Below are 26,550 nucleotides of genomic sequence, written 5' to 3'. Positions count from 1 at the left end.
CGGTCTATATCATAGAGTTAAACGGTGCGGGCTGAGCAGAATCCCCTATGAAGATAGAGACAGAACCTTGTTTACCCTGGCAACAACGGGTCGGCAACCAGCGGGATTGGGTCTGGCGTGGCTGGCAAACCCGCTACACCTTTCTGCGCGACCCCCAGACCCCGATCGAGACTCCCCCACTCATTTTGCTGCATGGATTCGGGGCCTCGATCGGTCACTGGCGTCACAACATTACGGAATTAGGCCAGTCCCATGCGGTCTATGCTCTGGATATGCTGGGCTTTGGGGCCACAGAGAAACCGATCACAACCTACAACGTCAGCCTCTGGGTGGACCAAATCTATGATTTCTGGCAAACGTTGATTAGAAAACCCGTCGTCCTGGTGGGGAATTCGATCGGTTCTCTGGTCTGCATGGCAGCAGCAGCCGCCCATCCAGAGATGGTTCAGGGTATTGTTATGATGAGTTTGCCTGACCCGCATCTGGAGGCCGATCTGGTGCCCGCCCCCCTGCGTCCTCTGGTCATGCTTACCAAAAAAGTTGTGGCTGCCCTGCTGATGCCCGCTTTCTACGTCGTTCGCCGTCCCGGATTTGTGCGGCAATGGGCTGGTGTCGCCTATGCCAATCCAGAGGCTGTCACCGATGAACTGGTGGAGATTCTGGTCGGTCCTGCTCAAGATCGGGGAGCGGTTGGGGCTTTCGCAGCCATCTTCAAAGGAATGAGTCTGCCAGAACCGGGCCTCAGCGCCCGACTCCTGCTGCCCACCCTGACCATCCCCATTTTACTGATCTGGGGCAAACAGGATCGGATGGTCCCCTATCCCCTGGCCCGGCCCCAACAATTCATCCAGTACAATCCACGCTTAACTCTGATTGAGCTGGAAGACTGTGGCCATTGTCCCCATGATGAATGTCCAGAGCCTGTGAACCAAGCAATTCTGGAATGGATAAAATCCTGGTCCAGAGACTTGGTGGACTCTCCAGAGCAAGATAAGATTGAAGTTTAACCGAATTGCTGACATCGCCATGAAACACACCCTTTCCGTCCTGGTAGAAGATGAGGCCGGGGTGCTCACCCGGATCGCTGGCCTGTTTGCCCGCCGTGGTTTCAACATCGAAAGTCTGGCTGTGGGACCGGCTGAGCAAATGGGGATTTCACGGATTACCATGGTTGTCCCTGGAGACGATCGCATCATTGAGCAGATCACCAAGCAGCTCTACAAACTGATCAACGTGCTCAAGGTCCAGGACGTGACGAATGTGCCCTGCGTAGAGCGGGAACTGATGCTGATGAAGGTGAACGCCAACACGGCAACCCGGTCTGAAGTGCTGGAACTGGCGCAAATTTTTCGAGCCCGGGTGGTGGATGTCGCCGAAGATTCTTTGACCCTGGAAGTCGTTGGCGATCCCGGCAAAATGGTGGCGATCGTTCAGGTATTAACCAAGTTTGGTATTCGGGAAATTGCCCGTACCGGCAAGGTTTCTCTGACTCGCGAGTCCGGTGTCAATACCGAATATCTGAAGTCTCTGGAAGCAAAACTGTAAGGGAATCAACCAGACCCAACCCAGGATGAATTGAAGACGGCTTTCCAGTAGGATGGCCGTTTTTTGGTGGCAATTTTTCATCCCCTCGGCCTACGCCGTTCGACGAATCATGCATCCCGACCTTCTTCCAATTGATGGAGGCAAGACTCGCTCAACTTTCGATAGCTTGACGATGTGATGCAAAACTTTTCTGTTCTTCCCATGCAGTTGCAGGAGCAAGGTATGAAGTATTCGTTCAAGTCAATCACAGGGTTTGCCGGAATTCTTGGCCTAACTCTGGGGGCGGGGCTACCTGTCTCAGCCCAGTTGAACCCCAACCCCACCATTTTCCAGGAGCCCCCCTATGCTCCAGTTCAACGCAATTACACGACTGAAATCATGGTGCCGGTTTCTGATCAACCGCAGACCATTTCCCAGATCCTGAAGCGCAGCAACTCGTTCACCATACTGAACGCCCTTTTACCGGTTGCTGATCAGGGACAATCGGGTGGTTTTGTCTCCATGTTGGACAGCAATGGCTCCTATACTGTCTTTGCTCCTACCGATCAGGCCTTTGCTGAACTCCCTGCAGGTGTGGTCAAGGCCCTGGTGCAGCCGGAAAATCGGGACCTACTGCTCCAACTTTTGTCTTACCACGTCGTCCCCCGGTCTTACATGGCCACCGATATTCGTACTGGTGAGTTGAAGACTAGTAACGGTGCCATGCTGACCATACGGCCAGGAGATTCCTCCGCTACCGCAACGGTCATGGTTAATGATGCTTCTGTAATCAAACCAGATATTCAGGCCAGTAATGGCGTCATCCAGGTTATCGATCGGGTGATGATTCCCCCCAAACTGCAATCCCGGATTAATGCCCTAGCCTTAGGTCCGTCTACGCTCGAGCGCTATCGCGCCCTGACCCAGGACAGTAATGCTCCCAGAACTGGCAATCGGATTCCTAACGGATCTGATATGACCCCTGGGAGAGGCAATATCTTTACCCCAGGTAGCGGGAATCAACTACCTGGCAGTGTTCCCGCAAATCAGTATCCAGATTCCTCAGATATCAGCAATCCCCAAGGTGGGAGCCGATCGTCTGAGCCAAGTGCTAATCCAGCCATCCCGAACCCAGGCAGCACCCCTATGTCTCCCAACCCCAGCCAGCCTTTAAGCCCCAGCACTCCCTCAACGCCGTAGAATAACCATTCCCAAGATTTCACGTTGAACCAGTAAGGCAAATTTTTGTCTTCAGGAATTACCCCTCAACCCGGTGGTTGGGGGCTTTCGTTTGTCCATTGAAAAGCATTAGAGACCATTCCCACCGCAAGCATCTGTTCCATTTCCCCATCAAGGGGGCATGGGATCGATATGATAGATCCCGGTGAGTGCGATACCCTGATTCGGAATGATCGAAGTCGAACATTTAAGCAAAATCTACGGCTCAACGACAGCCATTCGGGATGTCACCTTTGCAGTAGAACGGGGGGAAATCCTCGGTTTTTTGGGTCCGAATGGAGCTGGCAAAACCACAACCATGCGCATTCTGGCCGGTTATCTACCCGCCAGTAGCGGCACCGCCCGGATTGCCGGTTACGACGTCCATGAACAGTCTCTAGCAGTGCGCCAGCGGATTGGTTATTTGCCAGAAGTTCCGCCCCTATATCTGGAGATGAGCGTCGAAGGATTTCTGCACTTTGTCGCCCGACTTAAGGGAGTCAGTGCGGGCGATCGCCCCCAGCGAGTCGAAACTGCCCTGCAGCGTTGCGGCCTATTGGACAAGCGCCAGGTCTTGATTCGCAAACTCTCCAAGGGATACCGGCAACGGGTGGGCATTGCCCAGGCGATCGTCCACGATCCTCCCGCCATCATTCTGGACGAACCCACGGTGGGGCTTGATCCCCGACAAATTATTGAAGTTCGCAAGCTGATCAAAAGTCTGGCAGGCGATCATACCGTCATCCTCTCGACCCACATTTTGCCCGAAGCCAGCATGACCTGTAATCGGGTCGCCATCATCAACCGAGGAGAAATTGTCGCCACGAACAGCCCCGATCGACTGACGGCGGAACTGGCGGGCGGCATCGGTTATGAACTGGAGATCGAAGGCTCCTTCTCGGCCATCCGGCAAGCCCTGCAGACCGTTCCTGCTGTTACCCAGGTCGAGGCCGCCTCAGACACGACCCTGCCCGATCGCTGTGTCGTGCATGTCAGGCTGGAGAATGGTCAGGAGATGGGTCGAGAACTGGCTGCGGCGATCGTCGGGGCAAATCTGGGTCTGTATGAGATGAAACGGACCCGGCTCAGCCTGGAGGATGTCTTCCTAGAGCTGACAATGGCAGAACAGACCCTGACAGAGTCCCTGGCATCGGACAACTCAGATGCCTATCATGATCTGTCGTCGGCAGAATCTACAGCATCTATCGAGGAGGCCACTTAGATGAGACGAATGATCAACAGCATTGTGGCCATCTATCAGAAGGAACTCCAGAGCTACTTTGCTTCCCCCCTGGCCTACGGAGTTGCTGGGATCTTCTGGCTCCTGGCAGGCTTCTTTTTCCTGATTGTGCTGCGGGGAGCCTTTGCCCTGGCCGTAGACAGTAGTTTGCAGGGCCGCCCCACCGATATGCCCTTTATTATCCTGCAAGACTTCCTGGGGGTGATGGGTTTTCTCTCCCTGTTCATTCTGCCCATCCTCTCCATGGGTCTGTACGCCGAAGAACGGAAGCGTGGCACCCTGGAGCTTCTGGCCACCTCTCCGATCGCCAACTGGGCCGTAGCTCTGGGCAAACTCCTAGGGGTGACCACTTTTTTCTTCACCCTGATTCTGCCCCTGATGGTCTATGAAACGATCGTTCTGAGTGCCTCGACTCCGGCCTTTCCCATGACTACCCTGATCACCGGTCATGCCGGATTGATGCTGATGGCCACGGGCATTCTCTCCCTGGGTATGTTTATTTCATCCCTGACCGAAAGTACCATTCTGGCCGCCATCCTCAGCTTCGCTCTGGTTCTGTTTCTCTGGGTACTGGACGGTCTCTCCAAGGGCCTGACGGGGCCTCTGGGCAATCTGCTGGGCCACCTTTCCCTGCTCCGGCACTATACCAACCTGGTCCAAGGGATCGTAGACAGCAGTAGCTTGATCCTCTTCGCCAGTTACATTCTGCTGGGTCTATTCCTGACCGCTCAGTCGATCGAGGCCCTACGCTTCCAGCGATCCTAATGCCAATCACCCACCCCGACCCTGGGAGCCCCCCTCCCCGGAGGGGATCTGATGAAATAACCCCTGACAAATGACACAATGAAACTCCTGCTGAAGTACCGAAAATACCTGACTGTTCTCTTCTGGCTAGGTCCCTGTTTGCTGGTGATGGGAGGCTCGGCAGGATTAGTGGCTGGTAGTTGGGGAGCGATTCCGATCGGGCTGATGCTGGGGGGAGGGACGATCGTGACCCTCTGGCTGGTACTGCAAACAATGGCCTCGCCGCAATTCTGGGGTCGTCGTTCCACTCTGGCAGGGACGAATGCGATCGTCGCCACTCTGGCACTTCTGGTGATTCTGGGGCTGGTGAATAGCCTGGCAGTCAGGTTTCCGATGCGGGTAGACCTGACAGAGAGCAAGGTTTTCACCCTAGCCCCCCAATCAATTCAGGTCCTGCAGCGGCTGAAACGCCCGGTCAAGGTGGTCGTCTTCGGATCAGAACCCGATCCCAGGGTCCGGGCTTTGCTGGAAGAATACGATCGGCAGGACAGGGCAAACCGCTTCAGCTTCACATTCGTCAATCCTCAAGCCCAGCCCCAGATGGCAGCCGAGTTTGAACTGAATGAGCAAGCGAATGAAGGGGTCTACCTACAATCGGGGGCGCGAAAGCAATTTGTCCAGAGCCTCCGCATGGAACCCCTGTCTGAAGGTCGGTTAACCAATCAGATGGAGCAGATTGCCACCGATACCACCACCAAAGTCTATTTTCTACAGGGCCATGGGGAGGCCCAACCCCAACCGGGCCAAGGGGGGTATTCCCAGGCGGCTGCCCTGTTAGCAGAAAAAAACCTGACCGTTGAACTCCTGAACCTGGCACAACAACCTCAGGTGCCCAGGGAAGCCGCAGTGGTCGTCGTGGCAGGCCCATCCCAGCCCCTGCAAACGGGAGAGGTAAAAGCTCTAGAGGCTTATCTGGATCGGGGGGGTAGCCTGCTCCTGTTGTTGGACCCCAAAGCCAATGTCAAACTCGACCCTTTGCTCAAAACCTGGGGCGTGATCCTGGACGATCGGCTGGCCGTAAACGCCTCGCGCCAGCAGGCAGCCGGGTTTGGTCCAGCGGCCTCGGTGATTAACCAGTATGGGGATCACCCCATTACCAAAGCCTTCCGTAATAGTTTCTCAATTTACCCCTTTGCCCGTCCCCTAGAACTGACGCCAGTACCAGAGGTACAACAAATTCCTCTGCTGATTACGGGAGAACAAACCTGGGCGGAAAGCGACTTGAAAAATCCCAAACTAGAGTTGAATCCTCAGGCAGGCGATCGGCCCGGTCCCCTACTGCTGGGCGTGGCTTTGAGCCGTCCAGCTAGCGTCCTGGTTCCATCTCCACAACAGACGGCTACCCCTGCCCCAACGCCCCGGCCAGGAAGCACTCCAGTCCCAGCCGGGGCGTTACCCTGGAACGTCACTGCCGATCGGGGACCTACCCAAGCCCCCGAAGCCCGCATAGTGGTGATTGGCAATTCCAGCTTCGCCGCCGATGGCCTGTTTGGCCAATATGTGAATGGCGATCTGTTTCTTAATGCCGTAAGCTGGCTGAGCAAACGGGATGACCCAGTGCTTTCGATCAGTCCCAAGGACGTGAAGAACCGCCGCATTGTCCTAACCTGGGGCCAGACCAGCCTGTTATACCTGCTGGTGCTGGGGGTCTTGCCCCTGTTGGGGTTTAGCACTGCCGCGATCGTCTGGTGGCAGCGGCGCTAGTATAGCCCTAGCCCTGCAAAGCTTGGCGAAGGTAAGTCAGAAAGCCTGCCTAAACTCGGCAATTGCCCCGTTGGAATGGTCCTCAGCCTTCTGGCCAAAGCTATATTCATCCAGCGCCTTTGAGGGGATGTAAAGGCTGCCCTGGGTCGTGCCCTGGGGGGCGAGACGTTGCAGGCGACGGGTCAGGTCAGCGGACGATCGCTGTCCCTGCAGGGTTTCCCGGAACACCCGGCTGATCTGGCTCACCTGCTCTGCTGTCTCATGGGCAAACTCTAGGCGGAAATGACGCAGTCCCGCATTCCGCCAGGAATCCAGATGCCGACTGGCCTCTTGCGCTTCCGCTCCAAACACGGTGTTGCGGCAGCCCACATCCGCCATCACTGGATGGGTTCGTCCCTGACTATCCCGCAGGGCCACCCGATGCTGTTCACAGGGATGACCGCAATCCTTATAACTGCTGCCCTCGGACAGGAAGCGACAAAAGACACAATGTTCGGTATGAAACACCGGCAGGTGCTGATAGGCAATCACTTCCAGTCGGTCCGGACCGAGGTAATGGGCCAGGGTCTTCACCTGGGCGGCATTCAGATCGTGAGTGGGAGTAATCTGGTCCAAACCCAGTTCCAGGAAGGTAGCTGCCGAGAGAACATTAGCGGCATTCAGACTGAAATCCCCGATCAGGGGAGGATGGGCTTCTGATTGCAGCGCCTGAAGCAGACCGCCCGATCGCACCAGAAGGGCGCAATCCAGGCTGAGCAGAAACCGCAGGATCCGCTGCTCATTAGGCTTGAGAATCCGGGGACTGGCCACCCGAACCGTAATCTCGGCAGATCGAACCCGCTCCACATCTGGACGCAGGCCATACAGTTCCAGGTAATCCAGGGTGATGCTGGCGGGCCGCTCTGCCAGGGCTGCCTCTAACTGCTCCGGAGTACGGACGAGCAGGTGCAGATGGTATTCATCGGACGAGATTGTGTCCTGTCGCTGAATCTGGGCCAGGACAGCTTCCAGGGTAGCGGAAGGGTGATTGACCCATCTGGTTCGGTTCTGACTCTGTTGATCGATCAATTGCTCGATCGCTTGCCGTCGCAACTGGTTCAACAGAGAACTGGCGGCAAAAGGCTGGCCCTGCATCTCCAGTTCCACCCTGGTCAGTTCATAGGGAGTATTGCCCAGGCGACCCAGTTGCTCCTGCAGGAACTCCGGAGTGAGGGACCGATTTTGGGCAGGCATCAAGGGTTCTGGAGATTGCACCACCACCTGGATCTGGGGCTGGTTAATCAGCTCCCACCATAACTTCAAGGGTTCCCCGGTCTGGGCCACCACCCGCACCTGTACGGGTTGTCTAGCTACAGGGGTTTTAGCGGCCACAAAGGGTCGCACCACCTGATCCAGATTCGGATCATGGGTGCGCCAGACCCAATCCCCCGAACGAATCCGGGCAAAGTTGATCGCCCCGTTGGCAAACCGCAGTTCCAGACTGGCCTTGGCTACCGGAATCACCTGATAAAGCCGTCCCCCTTCCTCCGCCAGTCCCGGGCTGCGCCAGTCCGCTGCATCGAACACGACCCCATCCCCGGCCTTCAGCCCCATCTCTGGTGGCATCGGTGACGGAGCGATCGTCACCCTATCGGCAGCAACCCGCAGCACCCGGCCCATCAGGACACCCCGGTGACGGGGCGATCGCCCCCCCACCACTGCCTGATGATTGGTTCCGGTCACAAAGTAGGGACCCAACCCTCTGGAGTACACCTGCTCCAGTTGCAATTCTTCCTGACGGCTCAAACTCAACGGCAATCCTGCCCAGGCTTCATCTACCGCCTGCCGATAAGCCCGTGTTGTCAGGGCCACATAATCCGCATCCTTGTAGCGACCTTCAATTTTTAAGGTAGAAATCCCACTTTGGATGATCTCCGGAACCTGATGCAGGGCATACAAATCACCTGGAGACAGCAGATAGCGGGCATCTCCCAAAGGTTGCTTCTGCCCATCCACCAAGAGATCATAGGGCAGGCGACAGGCCTGGGCACATTGGCCCCGGTTGGCACTGCGTCCGCCCCAGGCCTCTGAGGAGAAGCATTGTCCGGAATAAGAGACGCATAATGCCCCATGGACAAAGATCTCCAGGTCACAGTCCGTCTGGGTGCGAATGGTGCGAATGTCCTTCAGAGACAATTCCCGGGCCAGCACCACTCGACTCACCCCAAACTGTTGGGCCAGCCACACCCCTTCAGCACTGGTGATACTCATCTGGGTACTGCCATGCACCGGTAGGTCCGGAGCAATTTGTCGCACCAGTTGAGCAATCCCCACATCCTGCACAATCACTGCATCCACATCTGCTGTCGCGATCGTCGCCAGGGTTCTTGCTGCAGCCTCCAGTTCCGCATCAAAGACCAGGGTGTTGAAGGTGATATAGCCTTTGACGCCTCGCTGGTGCAAGGTTCGCATCACCGCTGGCAACTCCTCCAGGGAGAACCCCACCTTGGCCCTGGCTGTAAAGTGATGCAGCCCAAAATAAACTGCATCCGCACCCGCTTCGATCGCGGCCTGTAACTGGGGCCAATAGCCCGCCGGACTCATCACTTCCGGCTTCACCGGGCGAATTCTTTCTGTCATAAAATGTTTAATTCCCGTGCGGACCAGGCACATCCCAAACCCTATTTTCGCAAATGTCTTTTGAGTTTGTGCTGGCGCAATCGATAATTTGTCTAGGTATGGTCTATCCTGCCGCTAACCTCTGGATCATTCGCTAATCTGGAGGAATGAAACTTCAAAACACCACGATCGCATTGCTGGTTATGGCGGTGCTTTTGAGCGGCGGGTTCTACTGGGCGGACAGGCAGAATCGGCCCCCTACTGCCCAAGACACCCCCCAGCCCCAAGACACCCTGATCTTTACATTTCAGGAAGATCAGATCCAGTCGTTCCAGATCCAGAGGGGCGAGCGTGTTCTGTCCTTCGCCAAAGGAAAGACAACCCGTGCAAACACTTGGTACATGGAAAAACCCCAGGCAGGAGCAGCAGATGAAGCCTCGATCGCCTATCTGCTCAATCTTCTAGCTACAGGCAAGACCCAGACAACCCTGACAGTCCCAACAGCTCGCCTCGCAGAATTTGGCCTCAACCAACCCCTGGCCACTATCACGGTCAGCCTTAGCACCCCAAAGACCCACCGCCTGATTCTGGGCAAGCCCGACTTCAGTGGCAAGTTTCTCTATGCTCAGGCCGATCCACCCACCCATAAAGTCTCGGAATGGTCTGTGTTGCTGGTCCCGATTGAATTTGCCAGTGCGGTCGATCGCCCCTTGGCCGAATGGAGATCACCTGAATAATTGTGAATGAGCGCCCCAGAAGCGCTAAATTAAAGGTTGAGCCTACCCGGACAGATCGGCAGTGGCGTTCCAGGCAACGCCCACAGTCAGGCAACATAGCACCCAAAATTTGCAAAAATTCCTATGCCCAGATCTCAACGCAACGATAACTTCATTGATAAAAGCTTTACGGTGATGGCAGATCTGATTCTTAAGTTACTGCCTGCCAATAAACAAGCCAAGGAAGCTTTTGCCTACTACCGGGATGGCATGTCAGCCCAAGCTGAAGGAGAATATGCCGAAGCCCTGGAAAACTACAATGAGGCCCTGAAGCTGGAAGAAGATCCCTTAGATCGCAGCTATATCCTTTACAACATGGGCCTAATTTATGCCAGCAACGGAGAGCATGAAAGAGCCCTGGAACTCTATCATGAATCTCTAGAGCTGAATTCTCGCATGCCCCAGGCCCTCAACAATGTGGCTGTGATCTATCATTACCAGGGGGAACGGGAGAAAGAAACCGGTAACGCTGAAGCAGCGGAAGAATTGTTTGACAAAGCTGCCGACTACTGGAAACGGGCTATCCGCGTTGCTCCCAATAACTATATCGAAGCCCAAAACTGGCTCAAAAATACTGGCCGTTCCAAAATGGATGTTTATTTTTAATCATTTGAGCCCTGCATCCAAACCTACCCTGGCCCTGCGGGCCAACCCTCCTGGGAGGGGATGAACTTAATGACCCATGACCACTAAACTATGATGATCGATCGTGACCAAGTCCGTAAAGTCGCCCATCTCGCCCGCCTGGAACTTACCCCCACAGAAGAAGAGGAATTTACAACCCAGTTGAGTCGCATTCTGGAATACTTCCAGCAGCTCAGCGAACTAGATACCCGTGACGTGCCACCCACCACCCGGGCGATCGAGAGGAGCAATGTGACACGCCCCGATGATCTGAAGCCCTATCCCGATCGGGAAGCGTTGCTGAACTCGGCTCCGGACCGGGCGGATGATTTTTTCAAAGTTCCCAAAATTATGGAAGGCGGCGATTAACTGGTTCTCCTCTCAGAAGGTTCCGTACTCCATTCCACCAAGCCTGGTGCCCCCGTAACCACTGCCAGTACCAGTATTCACACCCCCAGAGCATCACTGTCTCATAGCCCATATGGGCCAGTTTGGAGACCAGCTTTTGCGTCCGATGGGGGGAAGCACTGGGATAATTGCTGCGATCGATCGCCACCAGTTTTTTTCTCTCCCAGGGCTCAGCCTGAGCTTCCGCAATCCAGGCTTCCCGACCCTGTTGGGCCATAGCCTGCTGCCAGGTCTGCAGGCGGTACCAGTATAGGGGAGAGGGCTGCAGATAGAGGCCCAGGCCCAGGCCAATCTTGGTATAGACGTTAATTCCCACCGCATCCGCCTGTTCCAGACTCTGGCGAAAGGCCCGATCGTCTGCAGGGGAGAGGGCGAAGGGCATCCCAATCGCGGTAGTGAGGAGAATTTTTTGCCCAGGCAGGCTCAGGCTCCGGACTAGGTCAGTTTCCTGGCGCACAAACTCCGGACTGAGCCATCGTCCGGAGGTAATCGGCTGGCGAATGGCCGGTTCATTTTCCACCTGCCAGTATTTCAGGTTTGGCCTCTGACGGGCATGCTGCAGGAGGGTAGTTGTGAAATTCAGGGTGCGATCGGCGATGGTTCGATCGTGGTCCAGGGGGCGGGAAGTCTGGTCTGTCTTGGCTGCCTGCTTCACCCAGTCTGGGAAGTGATATTCTGGCCACCGAGGGGCCTTCATGCCAACAGTGAGCACAATGTCAACTGGATAGCGCTGACTTTCCTCCAGGAGCCAGTCCAGCACGGTGAAATTGTATCGATCGGCCACGGGTTCAATCTCAAACCAGTAGCCGCACAATCGGATCACATCCCATCCGAGGGAACAGATGGCAGAAAAAGCCTGCTGGTAGTCAATGCCCAGGTAATAGCATTGCAGGGGACTGAAGGTTGTGCCCAGGCGTCGGGGACGATCGCAGCCATCAACCATATCACCAGATCAGGACTTAGTCGAGGTGAGCCGGGAAGACCCGGATGCCAGGGCTGCCGATCGCTGCCGGGGCCGACTGACAAACTCCCGCCGCTTGCGTGGGGTCACCACCCACTCACTATGTCCGTGCAGATAGTCATAGACCGCCACCACAGAAATAATGTTTTTCAGCACCGTGTAAAAGAACACGAAGAGGCTGTACTGGAAAAAATATCGGAGAGGATAACGGATATAGGCAATTTTCATCGTCACGAGAGCCTGGTAAACTCCACTCAAAAACGTAATTGCCGTACTAAACCAGAGGTACGTATTGTTCGCAGAAGCAATCGTTCCCTGGAACAAAAATGAACTGAGAATAATCGGCAGGATCTGCAGGGAAACCAGGGTAAAACTGGCAGTGGTCAGGAGCAAATAGGTCCAATAAATCTTCTGCCAAAGGGTGAATCGACGGGACTGCAACACGCGCAACTGGTAGCGTAGACTGACTTCTAACCAGCCATGGGCCCAGCGCTTGCGCTGAAACCAGAAAGCCGACAGATCCGTGGGAGCGAGTTCTGTCGCAATAATGCTGCGATCGTGCAGAATCCGGTAACCACTGAGCAGGGTGCGCAGGGAGGCATCAATATCCTCCGTCAACATCGTGGGGTTGAACCGGATGCGTCTTAAAACAGTCGTGCGCCAGTAGCCATTGGACCCACCAAAAATACTGGTATCAGAGAGGAACGATTTGGCGGCGTGGCTGACCCCGTAGAGAGATTCAAATTCAATGGCGATCGTTTCAGTCAGAAAATTATAGGGATGGTTGCGGATGACATTGCGTCCCTGGACCACATCATAATCTCGCTCTAACCAGCGCCAGGCCCGGACAAAACAATCTGGACAGGGTTGATGATCTGCATCCAGGATACAGGTAATCTCACCCGTAACAGCCTCCAAGGCAGCATTGAGGTTTTCTGCTTTGGAGCGACTTCCCTCTACCTTCAACAGCCGCAACTCTGGATGGAACTCTGCCAGCAAACGCAGGTCATCCTCAATGGGTAAATCCACAGGTGTGTTGTAGGCCAGGATCAACTCCAGGCCCGCTGGTGGCCGCTGAACTTTGACCAGAATATGTTTGAGCGTCTCAAGGATGATGTCTTGCTCATTGGGAAGATAGGCTACGACCACAAAGGAGCACTTCGGTAGCGGTTGCCTGGGCTGGGGACGTTTTGCCCCACTCACCCCTAGAGCCACTTTAAATAGTTGCAAAAATTGTTCAACCCTGCCCTCAATGAACCGTTTTTCGTTCGTCGCGAATCGCAGAAATAGAGCATTCGTACTCTCGACAATCGTAATGACGGAACTCAGGAGATAGATGGTTGCGATCGCAAGATGCCAGTTCAGCAGATCAGAACCGCTCAAGCGCAGGCAATAGCAAAAAAGTGTAGGAACCCCGATGAGCACAACATGGGTAAAAACTAGCTTGTCTATATCGGTCGTCCATCTCTTCACTTGAGTTATCTCCAGTTTGATTATCGGCTCTTGACTGGTTGGCCCTCTGCAAGCTGCAAAAGGCAACGAAGGAGCCTGACCTGATCAGGCTCCTTGTCACGAAATGCAATTGCTGCAAATTGTCAATCAATCCGGCAAGTTGTTCATTCAAATCACCATGTTCAAATGGGGAGTCAACATGGTAAACAGGCAACAAAGCCGTTGAAAATAGAGCTGCAGAGGTCAAAATCTCCACAGGCCATACCATACACCGGGACTGAGAATCCTCAGCAGTAACCATCGTTCTGAGACCTCTTCAGAAAATGCCGCTGTCAAGGTTCTGAAAACACTGACAGGTTTTCAGGTTTCGGATATGGCTACTGGCTCTCAACAATTGGATAAAACGACGACCGAGTTCACTCCCCACAAGGCTCCTGCTGTAGAAGCATTTCATAAAATAACGAAATCTCAATTGACTGATTAACGATTACACAAGTTCGCACGAATCCAAGCGGTGTCAAAATTTACGATATCTTTCAACTTTTTACCTGCCTGAAGCTCTCTTTTCACAAGTCAGTTAAGTTAACATCTGTCAAAGGACATTAAAGTCCCCCAAAAGAGTTAAATATTTCTTCATGGATTCTAGTCTAGGATAAGGTCTGGCTTTTTAACGTGTCAATCACACTTTACTGCTTCCGGACAGAGGAATCCGAAGGTCGTAAATTAAACACAATGCAGCCTATCGTTTTTTTTGGGACTACTCTTGTAGCCTCCTGAGAAGCTCTACCCAAAGGTTCAGCCATCCCAATCAGGTTTGTTCTGGCTTGACAAAGCAGGCTGCCTCTCATCCCTTTTGATGCTTGGAATGGTACTCCTGCTATCGATAAAACCTGAACACCATAGGGCCGCCTCTGCAGCAACTACTTCTCGACTGGGTTAAGCACTCATGGCAAACTATCAACATCTGGTTCTCCTGAAACAGGATGTAGCCCGATGGAACAGATGGAGACGTGACAATCCTGGGGTCCAAGTGGATCTGATCGGTGTTGACCTGAGCGGGCTTCACTTGCGGTGGGCTGATTTACGCGAGGCCAGTTTATTGGGGGCGGTCCTGGAGCAAGCCAATCTGACCGGCGTTGACCTCAGATGGGCTGATCTCACAGATGCCAACCTGAAAGGAGCAGATCTGCGGGGGGCTAACTTGTGCTTTGCCAATTTGAGGGGGGCAAACCTGGCCCAAGCAAACCTGAGGGCTGCGGACCTGCGCGAAGCAGAATTGCAAGATACGAATCTTGATCAAGCAGACCTGACTGGAGCCACCCTCCCCCGATCTCCCCAATCTTCAGACCCCCTCTCTACATCAGAAGCGCAGGTGCCCGTGAATCCACACCAAACCCAAGAACACCCCCTGGCCAACCCAGCTCAATCGGTTCTCTCTGCCAACTCATCTGGGGCCGAACTCGTTTCCCCGATCGTCACAACGGAGCCAGAACGAGAACGTCTTGCCCAAGAGGAAACCCTGGAAATCCCAGCAGACAAACTCAAAAGTCTGATTGAGTCTGCTCGAGCCCACAGTCATAAGATGCAGGCTCAGCAAACATCCTCTGCATCCCTGGGATCACCCGCAGGCCAGCCTGCCAGCTCCGTGGCAGAGCCCGTCTACGATACCCTGGAAGAATGGCTGCAGGAGTAAGTCATCTTCTCCAGTCCCCGATAAAACAGGTTAGAGAACCGATAGACTAACTTTGGGGATCTCTGAGTTATAAAAAAATGAGTATTAATCCTGAATCGGTGCAAGAGCTTTTAGCATCTGCAGACTTTAGCGATCGGATGCGGGGTATCAACCAGCTCCGCCAGCTTGACCCTGGAATTGCTTTCGAGCTCATTCAAAGTGTGGTGAACGATAGTCATGTCCGAGTCCGATATGCTGCCATCAGTCAATTGGCCAGCCTGGGTACACAAAATCCGCAACAGTCAATGACCATTCTCCGAGATCGTCTGTTAAACGAGCCAGAACCAGACGTTCAGGCGGCAGCAGCCGATTCGATCGGAGCCCTAAAACTCACAGATGCTTTCCCAGATCTGGAGCATCTTTATCAAACCACTCCAGAATGGCTGGTTAAATTCAGTATTGTTGCTGCCCTGGGAGAACTCGGTGATCTTCGCTCTTTACCTTTACTCGAAGATGCACTGAAGTCAGAGAGTGATTTACTCATGACTGCCGCTATTGGATCTCTGGGAGAACTCGGCGATGTCCATGCCGTTTCCCTGCTCATTCCTTTAGCTTCCCATCCAGACTGGCAAATCCGCCACAGAGTCGCCAAAGCCCTGGGTCAGTTAGGCTGCCCTGATGAAGCGAGAGAAGCCCTACAACGCCTAGCCCAGGATGAATTTGAACAGGTAGCCAATGAAGCCCAGGCCAGCCTGACCCTATAATCATCTAGGGTTTCTCTAACTTCATCTTCACAAGACAGCTTTTCAGCTTAAAGAGTGAGTGAAGATCCTGAACCGGCAACAGTGTATTCCACAGGCTTAGGTTAGAGTGTTTTCAGTGAAAGAAATCAGCTTGTGATTCATGCACAATAGTGGTTTCAGTGCTTTCCCTGTATGTACTGGGTGAGTATTCTCCTGAAGTGTGAGTCTCTGTTTCCTAGGCTAGCTTGATCGATCCCTGAGTTCGATTTCCGGCAGCAGTATGCAGGACTTGACCAGGGCTAGCATCTCCCAAATCTGGTCCCAGCGTCCCCATGCAACCTCAGAAGCTTCCATTCGCTGTCCTACCTCTTCCTCTGTCCTGATTAACTGCCGTTCCTGCGGCAATCCCTTAATTGGTGACAGTCGAACTTCAGGCTTGGTCAGCCAGCTTGTGAGGCACGTATAAAACTCAGCTGGATCACTTTCTTAGTCTGATCTTTTCGTCTATAGATTCATACGGAGGCATTTATGAATTTTAAGCGATTGACTGTACTTGCTGCTGCCATTAGCGTTGGTTTGATGGCTACTCCCGCGCAAGCCGCTTTTCTGGGTACGGATACAGTAGATACCACAACGACCGACATCAAAGACATTAGCACTAAGCCATTCCCCTTCGTATCCAGCACTTTCTCATTTGGTGCCGATACGCAAGTCAACTTCACCGTTGTCTTCAGCAAAGGAATGAACCAAAACCATGTTGGTTTTTGGGAAGGCAATACCTTTACTTCTCTGTTTACAGAAAGCCAGGGTTCTGATCCGGGTTCAAGCAATGCTAACGACTGGTTAGGCACCTGCCCCACCTCCATTCAGCCCTGCTCTAAGAGCGTGATCTTCAAAGCTGGTAAGACTTACAAGTTAGGGTTAAGTACCGATATTGTCGGACAGGATTCCTTTGCTGTCTCTGACCAGGGCCAGTTCCAGTATTCTGTAAAGTCTGACCAACAAAATCCTGAAGTTTTCAACACAGTGTCTGATCCCAATGCCTGGTTCATTGGTTTTGAAGATGGTGGTTTCAAAGCTAAAGGGGATGGCAATTTCTACTACGACTATCAAGACTGGATTATCAAAGCGACCGTTCCCGAACCAACCATGTTGGTCGGCCTGGGTGCTATGGCCGGTCTCCTTGCTGCCTCTCGCCGTCGGAAGGCAGAGCGGGCGTAAAAGCTGTCTGACTCCCAGTTTGATATGATGCACAGGAGAGCTGGAAATGAAACATTTCCAGCTTTTTCATGTGCTCAGCTTGCCGTCTCCCGCCAAGGAGCCTCAAAGATAAAAAATATATTATTGCTCTATATAATTGCGCCCAGTCGTTTATGCGCCAACCTCACTTTTATCTGCTATTTCCCAATATTTTTGGGTTCATGGGTGGCATTCAAGTCTATTCTGCATTCCTGCTTCAGGCTCTCCAGGAGCTTTATCCAGAAGGTCAGTATGACGTTTTTCTTAAGTACGATCAGTCCAATCAGGTCAACGTCCAAAATCTAGAATTCCTTCCCCAGACAAAATTTCACTATTTTGGTCACCACCATGGGGATCCCAATCCGGGAAGACGTTACACCCAGGCTTTTCTGGCCGCCGCCAAAATTGTGGGTCTTGCTCTCCACCAGCGTCCCACCCTGATTTTGACCACTCATTTTGATCTGTACAGTATTGCTTTTCACGGGTGCAGTCTTCTCACAGGTGTCCCTTACTGGGTTGTGCTTCACGGACTGGAAGCCTGGAATATCACCAATCCCTTGCTAAAATCTGCCCTTCAGAGCGCCGATCGGATAGTTTCGGTGAGCACCTATACCCGCGATCGTACCCTCCAACAGCTCCCTACCAATCCTGGGAACATGGTGGTTTTACCCAACACTTTTGAAGCGGATCGATTCCATATCGGTCCCAAGCCATCCTACTTATTAGAGCGCTATCATTTGACACCCGATCAACCTGTGATCTTCACCTTAACCCGGCTAGGTCGAGGAACCAGCTACAAAGGTTACCGGCAAATCATCCAGGCACTCCTCCAGATTCGACAGCATCTGCCCAATGTGCATTACATCCTGGCTGGCAAAGGGGACAATCGATCCGCCATCGAAGCAATGATTCAGGAACTGGGTTTACAGGATTACGTCACCTTGCCAGGCTTTATTGCGGAAACAGAGCTAGCAGATCATTTCAATCTTTGCGATGTCTTTGCCATGCCCAGTAAGGGAGAGGGTTTTGGAATCGTTTATCTGCAAGCCCTGGCCTGTGGCAAGCCAGTTCTAGCTGGCAATCAGGATGGTGCCGTTGATCCCTTGAATCAGGGGGAGCTCGGCTGTTTAGTGAACCCAGACGATGTGGATGCGATCGCGGACAATCTCATTCAAATTTTGCAGGGCAACTTCTCCAATCCACTGATTTATCAGCCCGAGATCCTGCGTCTAAAAACAGTTGAGCAGTTCGGTTTTCCCAGATTTCGTCAAAATCTAGCTGATTTGTTAGGGGCTGCCGGATTGGTGCTCCCATAAAATTCTTCCCTCCAGTTCTACCGCTTTCACAGGTCAGAGTAGTTGAGCTTTTTGACCATAAAAAGTTATACTATAGATGTATTCCGGGGAATATGAGGAAGACATCCTTCCACCTCATATTAACTTTGAGTACAGAAGCTTTCTAAGCAATTGCTTTTTAAGCAATTTATTTTAATAGCGGATTTGAGCTATTGCCTTGTCTTTTTTTACTAAATATCTGGGCTCTATTTGTCTTTGCTTTAGCGTACTTTTCTTGTTCCTCAAGGCCTGTTTTATTTAGGTCTGTTTTATTTAGGCCTTTTTTGTTTGGATCTGTTTTTATTTTCTCCTATCTTTTTTGATGACTGCCTGAATCTACTTCACAGAATTGCCTTCAAGTCGTTGCTTTCGCTGTTGACTTTTTAAGTTGATTCTGTGTCCGGTTAGTAAGGAGTTGTAGGGTTTTCTGAGTGATTGCCATTTCACCTCGAACGATAGGGCGAAATTGGGGTACAGTTAGCTTTGCCTCAACCCTTTATTTATGTCCGATTTTAGACTTGCTGCTAGCTGAAGTTCCAGTCCAGTGGAAAGCTGAATTGCGGCTTGGCTTACAGGAGGCTTTAGTTAACGCAGCGAAACACGGTAACGCTCTCGACCCCACTAAAACAGTGGTGGTTCGCTTCTCAGTCGTTGAAAATGACTACTGGTGGATTATTTCAGACCAGGGTTCTGGCTTTGCTCCTCCCAGCAACGAGGGAGAGACCTGTAGATGTGTTCCAGGTGAGAGCGGGGAGTGCGGTCGCGGTCTTTACATTCTGCACCAGATCTTTGACCAAGTGCAGTGGAATTCCCAGGGAACAGAACTGCGGTTACGTAAGCAGGTCAGCACTCGCCAAAAAGCTCCCCTCATTTGTTGATGAAAATTTCAGTTACCATTTAACGGGTCATTCTTGAGAAAATAGTGCTTATGCAACGCAGATTATCCAGTCGCCGTTTATCCAGTTCTCGAGTTAGCCCAGGCAACCCATCCTCCGTGATCGTTGCTGTAGCCCATATACCAGTTAAGGGAGCCTGGCTAACTCAAAGCAAAAACCTGGATTTTCTGCTTCTGGCAGGTTGCTCCTTCTTGCTAGCTCTGTTCTGTCATTCTCTGGTCAATCATCCACTTTTCCTGCCCACAGCGAACAAACCTGCCATAGAGCAGATTCGTCCTTCCCTTCCCTAAGGATTAAGGTTTTTCGTGGGATTTGCCATGGCCATGGGTAGGGCAAGGGGGGGCTGATAGCGATCGATCCAGCCATCCGATCGCCTGTTGCAGGCGAGGCATGGCTTCTTCTGGTTGCTCTTTCAGCAAGAAGACGATCGCCGCTGCCACCTGCTCACTGGCCCGTGCCTGACGATTGGCTTTTAAGCGATGCCAATCTTGATCGGTAATACTCAGTTGACCTAAAAGGGCTTGAGCCAGCTCCAGAGCTGTGTAAGCCTGTAAATCAGACTTCTGAGCTGGATTCAACCCTGTGAAGGATGGGGATGTAGAACTGGACATAGGGTAAATTCAATCTTGACAAGAGGGTATCAACGCAGTCAACGATGGGAATACACGTTATGGTAGTGAACGGATCAAGTCGGTAACCCACCGTTCCCTACTATAATATGCTGACATGCAGCCGCCTCAAGAACCGCCATTTTCGCCACATTCTTCCCCAGAAAGCAGCCTAACTTCTGCTCCAGAAGATCGAGAGTTTGAGCAAGCACTGGAGGAAGTAGAAATCCTGCTGGCGGATCTCAAGACCCGGTATGCTCAGGTCCAGCAAGATCGTCAAGAACAAGCAGACCTGCGGCAGTCCCTACATCGCACAGAGCAAGAACTCAAAGCCAACCGCCGAGTTGGCTTGCGATCGGAACTGAAGCAGATCAAAGCCCGACTGGAAGAGCTGGAGCTTGCCCTGGAAAGCCGTTTATTTTCCTGGCACAGCGTGCAAGAGGGATTCTGGCAAATGGTTCGTTTTGGAGGACTGGGGGTCATCCTGGGTTGGATTTTGAAAAGCTGTGCCACTTAGTGGAATAACGATTACATCTGGCGGGAGCAGTTCAATATGGCGACACAACGCATCATCGATTTACTTCGAACCGGGCAACCTGGAGAATCGGTCCAAATTCAGGGCTGGATTCGGACCCGACGCGATTTGAAGGGGTTTTCCTTCATTGAGGTAAATGATGGCTCAGCCATGGCCAGTCTGCAGGTTGTGATCGAGCAAGAGTTACCCGGATATGCCAACCTGGTGCGTCAGTTAAATACGGGCAGTTCCATCTCCGTGACGGGAGAACTGGTCCCCTCCCCTGGAAAAGGGCAACGGATTGAAGTCAAAGCCCAGGCTATCACCGTCTATGGCGATGCCGATCCAGAAGCCTATCCTCTGCAAAAAAAACGCCATTCCTTTGAATTTCTCCGTACGATCGGCCATTTACGAGCCCGCACCAACACCTTTGGCGCAGTGTTTCGCGTCCGAAATGCCTGCTCTGCAGCCATTCACCAGTTTTTCCAGGAGCGGGGTTTTCTCTGGGTCCATACGCCCATCATCACCGCCAGCGACTGTGAGGGGGCGGGTGAGATGTTTAATGTCACTAGTCTCAACCTGAAACAGGTTCCCCTGACAGCTACCAAAGATGTGGATTACGGTCAAGACTTTTTCGGTAGACCGGCCTATTTAACGGTCAGTGGGCAACTGGAAGCAGAAATCATGGCCATGGCCTTCTCGAATGTCTATACCTTTGGCCCCACCTTTCGGGCTGAGAACTCCAATACATCCCGCCATCTGGCTGAATTCTGGATGGTGGAGCCCGAAATGGCTTTCTGTGACCTGGCCGGGGATATGGACCTGGCTGAAGCTTTCCTCAAGCATGTATTCAAATCCGTGCTAGAGCAGTGCCCGGAAGACATGGAATTCTTTAATGCCCGAATTGATAATTCAGTACTTGCCACAGCAGAAAACATCATTAACAATCAGTTTGAGCGACTGACCTACACAGAGGCGATCGCTCAACTGGAAAAGGCCGATCGTCCCTTTGAATTTCCGGTCACCTGGGGAGTCGATTTACAATCAGAGCATGAGCGCTACCTGGCTGAGGAATTGTTTAAGAAGCCCGTGATCGTGACAGATTATCCCACCCAAATCAAGGCTTTTTATATGCGCCTGAATGAGGATGAAAAAACGGTTCGAGCGATGGACATCCTGGCTCCCAAGATTGGGGAGATCATTGGGGGATCTCAGCGGGAAGAACGGCTCGATGTCCTGGAACAGCGGATTCAAGCCCAGGGTCTGGAGCTGGAAAATTACTGGTGGTACCTGGATCTGCGTCGTTATGGAACGGTTCCCCATGCAGGTTTCGGTCTGGGGTTTGAACGGCTGGTCCAATTTATGACCGGCATGAGTAATATTCGGGATGTGATTCCCTTTCCCCGAACACCTTTGAGTGCAGAATTCTGACCTGACGGAGCAAAGCGACGGTGAAAGGTGGCAGCAAGTATCAACCCCTTCTAAACCACTTGCAGCAAAGTTCTCTGCAGGAGGTCGTCCTGACCTTTGCCGAGATTGAATCCCTTTTAGGGGGCACCTTGCCCGATTCTGCCCGTCGAAATCGGGGTTGGTGGAGCAATCGCAATCAGGGTGCCTTGCAGGCAATGGCCTGGATGACAGCAGGCTACCTAGTAGAAGACATAGATTTTGAGCAGGAACAGGTGACCTTTCGCAAGCCCACGATCGACTATGAGATTAGGCGGGTAGGGGATACAGTCCTCTGGAATGGGCTCATGGTCCGCGCCCTGCGCCGTCACATGAATCTGACCCAGGCTCAATTCGCCCAGCAACTCGGGGTCCGCCAGCAAACCGTCAGCGAATGGGAGAAAGGGGTTTATGCTCCCACCCGTGCCACATCCAAGCACCTCTCGTTGGTCGCTGACCAGGCCCGGTTTCAGTACGATCGCAGCGAGAGTTAAAGGCGGCTCCTGAGCACTTCCCGCAGGTGAAGCAGGGTTCGTTGATTTTCCTCTGGAGAACCGATCGTAATCCGCAGCCCCCCGCTAATCTGCCGCACCAATGTTCCCCTGGCCTTCAACTGGTCGCGGATAGCCTGGCTCAGGGCTGTGCTCCGACCCGGATCGGGAACCGTCAACCGGGGCCGGACAAAAATGAAGTTGGCCTGACTGGGCCACACCTGCAGCCCTAGCTCCTGGGCCAGATGCTCCAGAAGCTGATCCCGTTCCCTGCGAATCAGGGGAATGGCGGTCAGGAGCTGCTGCCGATGGTTCAGAGCCAGCAGGGCCGCCACCTGAGTCATACTGGGCAGATTGTACGGCAGGCGGATTTTCTCCAGGGCTGCCGTCAGTTCCGGATGGGCGATCGCATAGCCGACGCGATGGGCCGCCAGTCGAAAGGCCTTGGAAAATGTCCGCAGCACAACCCAGTTGGGCCGTTGCAGCACTTCAGCCACGATCGTTGTACCACTAAACTCAAAATACGCCTCGTCAATCACCACTAACACCTGTTCTGGCAGAGCCCGCAGCCAGTCCAATTCTGCAGCCTGCAACGTATTAGCCGTTGGGGAATTGGGATGGACCACAAACACCGTTCGAATCGGAGGCTGCTGGGTCTGCTGCATTGCCCTGGTGGCAGCCCCTCGATCAAGGGCGAAATCGGTTTCCGATCGCCCCACCCGGACCACCGGCACGCCTAAGGTTTCCGCCAGAATCCCATACATAGAAAAGGTGGGCTCTGCCACCAGGATCGATCCCTCTCCCCGCAGACAGGTCGCGATGAGCAACGAGCGAATCAGCTCATCCGAACCATTGCCCACCGAAATCTGGGCTGGCGTGAACCCAGAATCAGCAACTAACCCGGCTGACTCATTCACATAGCCAGCGATCGCCTGCTTCAGCTCGTGATGGCCCCCATCTGGATAGCGGTTCGTCTCAATCAGATGCTGATACGTCCAGGTCAACTTTTGCTTCAACTCTTCTGGCAGTTGATAGGGACTTTCGTTGGTATCGAGACGATCGAAAGACGAAACCGCCGGGGCCGCATCCCCCTCGCCACCCGGATGGGGGGCATAGGCTTGAAACTGGGCCAGGTCCGATCTCAGGAAAGGCAGCATAGGCGTCACAGCATGAAGATTGGATCTTCAGGATAGGCCAAAACCCTGACTCCCGATCGGCAAATTGGGGCAACAATATCCTTGGCACACCAATCCCTTTCCCCTCATCCCCCACCCCCCATTGTGGGAGAAGGGAGATTAACGCTTAATTTCTCCCCTCTCCCGCTTTGGGCTACCGCGTATACAGATCTCTGAAAAGTTTGGCTCAAGTCAGCAGACTCGCGTGAAATCCCCTCTCGGGAGGGGTGGCCTGCAGGGCCGGGGTGGGTCTAGGAACGGGAGCAGGAGCGTTGAACCCACCCCTACCCCTCCCAGGAGGGGATTATGGGTACACAGTAGCCCGCTCTGGGAGAGGGGCCGGGGGTGAGGGCAGTTTTGGTGCATAGCGTCTATTAATGCCCAAATTAGCCCAGAGACATCTGCAGAGACGTTCCCGACAAGGTCTCTGCAGGTTAACCGAACTCAAGGAATGCGGATAACACTCCATTGACGATTCTGTAAATAGATTGTTACATTTATTTACAGATGGAAACAACGATTAACTCAAGGAGTTACAGCCATGACTATTCTGATTGCCCTGTTTATTGTTGGTTGGGTAGCTGCCGCTGTTCTGGGAACTCAAGCCTACTTCCTGGGTGAACAGTCCAAGCCCATTCATGTGCGGAACTGGAACTCCGAGTCCTTTGAAAAACTGGCTGAAACCGTAACCGGGAAAAAGTTTGACTACAGCAATCGGGTTCCTTCTCGGAACATCAGTATTAATTTCGCAGAAAATTATTAATCCTTGATTTGGATTGACCAGGATGTGATGTGATCGGCTAGAGACGTACCGTACTGCATCTCTAGCCGGTCCCGTTTATGGAGTTACGGAGGGCACGATCGGCAGTTCTGGGTTCTGCTCAACATTACCCAAATTGGCCGGATCAATGTCTCCGGTCGTCAGGAAGCGATATGTTTCCTGGTAAAGACTCTGCCAAAAGCGGTTACTCATATTCTGGCTGACCTCAGTCGGATCCACCATGGGATGGGGAACCAGATCAGATGTTGGATAGAGGTAGTGGCGATGGCCTTTAGAATCGCCCCCAATGGATTTGAAAAACTGCTTATTGGTCTCAATATCTGCAGCATCTTCATTTTCCGTCAGCACCAGAAAGGTGGGAATCCGGCTCAGGATCTCCACATTGTCCCACTTGAGCACGAAAGCACTGCCAAAGCGATCGGCAGCCGTAAAGGCTCCCAGCGGAAACTGCAGGTTGGGATCCCAACCCACTTCCTTAATATCCAAAGGACCCGCTAAATTCACATATTGCCTATTTTCTTCACCATAGACTTTGAGTAACGGCGCATAAGCAACCGTTCTCTGAATCCGATCGGGCTGGTCAGCCGCCAGACCCAGGGCCGTCGCCCCTCCCACGGAAAGGCCAACCGTATACACGGGGCCGGGGATCGATGCCAGTTGTTCCAGACAACGGCGGGCCTCGATCAGATAGTTCATGTGGGACGAGATGAAATAGCGATCGAAGTCAGGATCATCACTTTTTTCGATCGCTTGCTTAATATCCAGAAGACGCGGCTCAATTTTCAGCAGCCGATGCATCAGGGCGATACGCTGCATGTAGCTGGGGTTCTGGCCACTCTGGGGATTGGCCATCTGGTTGTTCAGATAATTTTGCAGGACCGGATCAGCCTGGATCTTCTGCTTCAGAGGGTCTGCAATCTCAGGGCGCAGATCCACCTGGGGCCAGTTTTTGCCTGGGTTAATAGAGGCATGACCGGCCAGAGTGACCTGATAGACATTGAACCCATTCTGAAAGAGATAGTCTGCCAGTCGCCACATTTGATGCGGCTTCGCACTGAACCCATGGAACATCAGGACAGTTCCGAAAATGGGTTGTCCAGCCTCGTGGAAGAGGGCGTAAGGGTAGGCCCCATCCCGACGCTCAGGATTGGCATCAATTTCCTGCACGTAGGCGGAGATTGCCTGCTGGGCCTGCTGAATCTGTTCTGGAGTGGGTAGGATGCTTGGAGTTGCCATAAAGGATCTTGGAGAAAGGTCCATTGACTCATTCAGTGTGAATACGGACAAATCCAGATCAATCCCTTAAAAAATTTGTAAAAAGAATTTATCAGGTTTAGAAAATGGAGAATAGCGGACTCGAACCGCTGACATCCTGCTTGCAAAGCAGGCGCTCTACCAACTGAGCTAATTCCCCTTACTTGTGGTTACAGGCAAACCTGTACATGCACTTTTCTAATCGTACCAGGTTAAATAGCAAGTTTTGCAAAAGTTTTTGTCACTTGAGGGACAAATTTTTTTAGCATGGGGACATGGAAGTCATTGTTGCCACATTTTATAAGTTCGTTCGATTGCCAGATTATGCCGAAAAACGCGAGCCCCTACTGGCTTTCTGCCAGCAGCAGGGGCTACGGGGAACCCTTCTCCTGGCTGAGGAGGGGATCAATGGGACGATCGCCGGGTCTCGCGCCGCAGTGGATGCCGTGCTGGCGTTCCTGCGAGCCGATCCCCGGCTAACAGACCTGTACCCACGAGAATCCACAGCCGAGGTGCTGCCCTTCGATCGGATGAAAGTGCGCCTGAAGCGGGAGATCGTCACCCTGGGGATGCCGGAAGTGAATCCAGGCGATCGGGCAGGCACCTACGTGGCTCCCCAGGACTGGAATGACCTGATTTCCGACCCAGAGATACTGGTGATCGACACCCGCAATGGCTACGAAGTGGGGGTGGGCACCTTTAAGGGGGCGATCGATCCCCATCTAGAATCCTTTCGCGAATTTCCAGCCTATGTCCAGCGCCATCTCAATCCAGGCCAGCATCGGAAAGTGGCCATGTTCTGTACGGGCGGCATTCGCTGCGAAAAGGCATCCGCTTACATGCTGAGTCTGGGCTTTCCGGAGGTATACCATCTGCAGGGCGGCATTCTCCACTACCTGGAAGAGGTGCCCCCCGAAGACAGCCTCTGGGAAGGAGAGTGCTTTGTCTTTGATCAGCGGGTGGCGGTAGAACACGGTCTGAGCCAAGGCACCTATGACATGTGCCCGGCCTGCGGTCATCCCCTGTCTGAAGCAGACAGGACTTCAGAGCAATATGAAGCGGGTGTGAGCTGTCCCTACTGTGCTTAA

Annotated in this window: 25 protein-coding genes and 1 tRNA gene; 19 read left to right on the top strand and 7 right to left on the bottom strand. The window is 53.0% G+C overall.

Annotation, left to right across the window (positions count from 1 at the left end; translation table 11 throughout):
• Nucleotides 1–47: 47 nt before the first annotated feature.
• The 6 genes from BST81_RS17685 to BST81_RS17660 all read left to right on the top strand — a co-directional run bounded on the left by BST81_RS17685 (nucleotide 48) and on the right by BST81_RS17660 (nucleotide 6,490).
• A complete protein-coding gene (locus tag BST81_RS17685) occupies nucleotides 48–1,007 on the top strand; it encodes an alpha/beta fold hydrolase (RefSeq protein WP_075599823.1) in 960 nt (319 codons plus the stop codon).
• 19 nt (nucleotides 1,008–1,026) lie between these two features.
• On the top strand, nucleotides 1,027–1,545 hold the full coding sequence (gene ilvN, locus BST81_RS17680; protein WP_075599822.1) for an acetolactate synthase small subunit: 519 nt from the start codon (nucleotides 1,027–1,029) through the stop codon (nucleotides 1,543–1,545).
• 222 nt (nucleotides 1,546–1,767) lie between these two features.
• Nucleotides 1,768–2,724 (top strand): fasciclin domain-containing protein, encoded by a 957-nt coding sequence (locus BST81_RS17675; RefSeq protein WP_171974788.1) that lies wholly within the window; start codon nucleotides 1,768–1,770, stop codon nucleotides 2,722–2,724.
• 208 nt (nucleotides 2,725–2,932) lie between these two features.
• Complete coding sequence (locus BST81_RS17670) at nucleotides 2,933–3,964, top strand: ABC transporter ATP-binding protein (RefSeq protein WP_075599820.1); 1,032 nt, start codon at nucleotides 2,933–2,935, stop codon at nucleotides 3,962–3,964.
• Complete coding sequence (locus BST81_RS17665) at nucleotides 3,965–4,747, top strand: ABC transporter permease (RefSeq protein WP_075599819.1); 783 nt, start codon at nucleotides 3,965–3,967, stop codon at nucleotides 4,745–4,747. It abuts the gene before it with no gap.
• Between the two features lie 78 nt (nucleotides 4,748–4,825).
• The gene (locus BST81_RS17660; RefSeq protein WP_075599818.1) at nucleotides 4,826–6,490 is read left to right on the top strand and encodes a Gldg family protein; all 1,665 of its coding nucleotides are present in this window, start codon (nucleotides 4,826–4,828) and stop codon (nucleotides 6,488–6,490) included.
• Between the two features lie 36 nt (nucleotides 6,491–6,526).
• Here the strand turns inward: BST81_RS17660 and BST81_RS17655 are convergent, their stop codons facing one another.
• Complete coding sequence (locus BST81_RS17655) at nucleotides 6,527–9,109, bottom strand: U32 family peptidase (protein WP_083636933.1); 2,583 nt, start codon at nucleotides 9,107–9,109, stop codon at nucleotides 6,527–6,529.
• 146 nt (nucleotides 9,110–9,255) lie between these two features.
• Here BST81_RS17655 and BST81_RS17650 point away from each other — a divergent pair, with 146 nt between their 5' ends.
• The 3 genes from BST81_RS17650 to gatC all read left to right on the top strand — a co-directional run bounded on the left by BST81_RS17650 (nucleotide 9,256) and on the right by gatC (nucleotide 10,857).
• Nucleotides 9,256–9,825, top strand: a complete 570-nt coding sequence (locus tag BST81_RS17650; protein ID WP_075599816.1) for a DUF4340 domain-containing protein — start codon at nucleotides 9,256–9,258, stop codon at nucleotides 9,823–9,825.
• A gap of 123 nt (nucleotides 9,826–9,948) precedes the next feature.
• Nucleotides 9,949–10,470: a photosystem I assembly protein Ycf3 gene (locus tag BST81_RS17645; protein WP_075599815.1), complete on the top strand. Its 522-nt coding sequence runs from the start codon at nucleotides 9,949–9,951 to the stop codon at nucleotides 10,468–10,470.
• A gap of 90 nt (nucleotides 10,471–10,560) precedes the next feature.
• Entirely contained in the window at nucleotides 10,561–10,857 is a 297-nt protein-coding gene (gene gatC / locus BST81_RS17640; RefSeq protein WP_363080309.1) for an Asp-tRNA(Asn)/Glu-tRNA(Gln) amidotransferase subunit GatC, read from the top strand.
• Here gatC and BST81_RS17635 read toward each other — a convergent pair.
• The gene (locus BST81_RS17635; RefSeq protein WP_075599814.1) at nucleotides 10,838–11,839 is read right to left on the bottom strand and encodes a beta-galactosidase; all 1,002 of its coding nucleotides are present in this window, start codon (nucleotides 11,837–11,839) and stop codon (nucleotides 10,838–10,840) included. The genes gatC and BST81_RS17635 overlap by 20 nt on opposite strands.
• 9 nt (nucleotides 11,840–11,848) lie before the next feature.
• Nucleotides 11,849–13,330: a glycosyltransferase gene (locus BST81_RS17630; RefSeq protein WP_075599813.1), complete on the bottom strand. Its 1,482-nt coding sequence runs from the start codon at nucleotides 13,328–13,330 to the stop codon at nucleotides 11,849–11,851.
• Between the two features lie 925 nt (nucleotides 13,331–14,255).
• Here BST81_RS17630 and BST81_RS17625 point away from each other — a divergent pair.
• The 5 genes from BST81_RS17625 to BST81_RS17605 all read left to right on the top strand — a co-directional run bounded on the left by BST81_RS17625 (nucleotide 14,256) and on the right by BST81_RS17605 (nucleotide 19,175).
• Nucleotides 14,256–15,002 carry a pentapeptide repeat-containing protein gene (locus BST81_RS17625; protein ID WP_075599812.1) on the top strand — a complete coding sequence of 249 codons (747 nt, stop codon included), beginning with the start codon at nucleotides 14,256–14,258 and terminating at the stop codon, nucleotides 15,000–15,002.
• 77 nt (nucleotides 15,003–15,079) lie between these two features.
• On the top strand, nucleotides 15,080–15,745 hold the full coding sequence (gene nblB, locus BST81_RS17620; RefSeq protein ID WP_075599811.1) for a phycobilisome degradation protein NblB: 666 nt from the start codon (nucleotides 15,080–15,082) through the stop codon (nucleotides 15,743–15,745).
• A gap of 507 nt (nucleotides 15,746–16,252) precedes the next feature.
• Nucleotides 16,253–16,945 carry a PEP-CTERM sorting domain-containing protein gene (locus BST81_RS17615; RefSeq protein ID WP_075599810.1) on the top strand — a complete coding sequence of 231 codons (693 nt, stop codon included), beginning with the start codon at nucleotides 16,253–16,255 and terminating at the stop codon, nucleotides 16,943–16,945.
• Nucleotides 16,946–17,097: 152 nt separating this feature from the next.
• The gene (locus BST81_RS17610) at nucleotides 17,098–18,279 is read left to right on the top strand and encodes a glycosyltransferase (protein WP_075599809.1); all 1,182 of its coding nucleotides are present in this window, start codon (nucleotides 17,098–17,100) and stop codon (nucleotides 18,277–18,279) included.
• A gap of 536 nt (nucleotides 18,280–18,815) precedes the next feature.
• Complete coding sequence (locus BST81_RS17605; protein WP_363080305.1) at nucleotides 18,816–19,175, top strand: ATP-binding protein; 360 nt, start codon at nucleotides 18,816–18,818, stop codon at nucleotides 19,173–19,175.
• A gap of 311 nt (nucleotides 19,176–19,486) precedes the next feature.
• Here BST81_RS17605 and BST81_RS17595 read toward each other — a convergent pair whose 3' ends face one another.
• Nucleotides 19,487–19,804 carry a DUF6439 family protein gene (locus tag BST81_RS17595; RefSeq protein ID WP_075599806.1) on the bottom strand — a complete coding sequence of 106 codons (318 nt, stop codon included), beginning with the start codon at nucleotides 19,802–19,804 and terminating at the stop codon, nucleotides 19,487–19,489.
• 115 nt (nucleotides 19,805–19,919) lie between these two features.
• On the opposite strand from BST81_RS17595, the gene BST81_RS17590 reads away from it, so the two are divergent.
• Genes BST81_RS17590 through BST81_RS17580 form a run of 3 tightly spaced genes read left to right on the top strand, consistent with a single transcriptional unit; the run spans nucleotide 19,920 to nucleotide 22,255 of the window.
• On the top strand, nucleotides 19,920–20,318 hold the full coding sequence (locus tag BST81_RS17590; protein ID WP_075599805.1) for a hypothetical protein: 399 nt from the start codon (nucleotides 19,920–19,922) through the stop codon (nucleotides 20,316–20,318).
• Between the two features lie 36 nt (nucleotides 20,319–20,354).
• Nucleotides 20,355–21,746 (top strand): asparagine--tRNA ligase, encoded by a 1,392-nt coding sequence (gene asnS, locus BST81_RS17585; protein WP_075599804.1) that lies wholly within the window; start codon nucleotides 20,355–20,357, stop codon nucleotides 21,744–21,746.
• 59 nt (nucleotides 21,747–21,805) lie between these two features.
• Nucleotides 21,806–22,255 (top strand): helix-turn-helix transcriptional regulator, encoded by a 450-nt coding sequence (locus BST81_RS17580; protein WP_253188352.1) that lies wholly within the window; start codon nucleotides 21,806–21,808, stop codon nucleotides 22,253–22,255.
• Here the strand turns inward: BST81_RS17580 and BST81_RS17575 are convergent.
• The gene (locus tag BST81_RS17575; RefSeq protein ID WP_075599802.1) at nucleotides 22,252–23,409 is read right to left on the bottom strand and encodes a histidinol-phosphate transaminase; all 1,158 of its coding nucleotides are present in this window, start codon (nucleotides 23,407–23,409) and stop codon (nucleotides 22,252–22,254) included. The genes BST81_RS17580 and BST81_RS17575 overlap by 4 nt on opposite strands.
• A 559-nt stretch (nucleotides 23,410–23,968) precedes the next feature.
• Here BST81_RS17575 and BST81_RS17570 point away from each other — a divergent pair.
• On the top strand, nucleotides 23,969–24,190 hold the full coding sequence (locus tag BST81_RS17570) for a hypothetical protein (protein ID WP_075599801.1): 222 nt from the start codon (nucleotides 23,969–23,971) through the stop codon (nucleotides 24,188–24,190).
• Between the two features lie 75 nt (nucleotides 24,191–24,265).
• Here the strand turns inward: BST81_RS17570 and BST81_RS17565 are convergent, their stop codons facing one another.
• Both BST81_RS17565 and BST81_RS17560 read right to left on the bottom strand, forming a co-directional pair.
• Complete coding sequence (locus BST81_RS17565) at nucleotides 24,266–25,444, bottom strand: alpha/beta fold hydrolase (RefSeq protein ID WP_075599800.1); 1,179 nt, start codon at nucleotides 25,442–25,444, stop codon at nucleotides 24,266–24,268.
• Nucleotides 25,445–25,549: 105 nt separating this feature from the next.
• Nucleotides 25,550–25,622 (bottom strand) — tRNA-Ala (locus BST81_RS17560).
• A gap of 115 nt (nucleotides 25,623–25,737) precedes the next feature.
• Here BST81_RS17560 and BST81_RS17555 point away from each other — a divergent pair.
• Nucleotides 25,738–26,550: a rhodanese-related sulfurtransferase gene (locus tag BST81_RS17555; protein ID WP_075599799.1), complete on the top strand. Its 813-nt coding sequence runs from the start codon at nucleotides 25,738–25,740 to the stop codon at nucleotides 26,548–26,550.

Origin of the sequence: Leptolyngbya sp. 'hensonii', from assembly GCF_001939115.1 — a bacterium.
Taxonomy (GTDB): Bacteria; Cyanobacteriota; Cyanobacteriia.
This window is presented reverse-complemented; position numbering and strand designations above follow the sequence as displayed.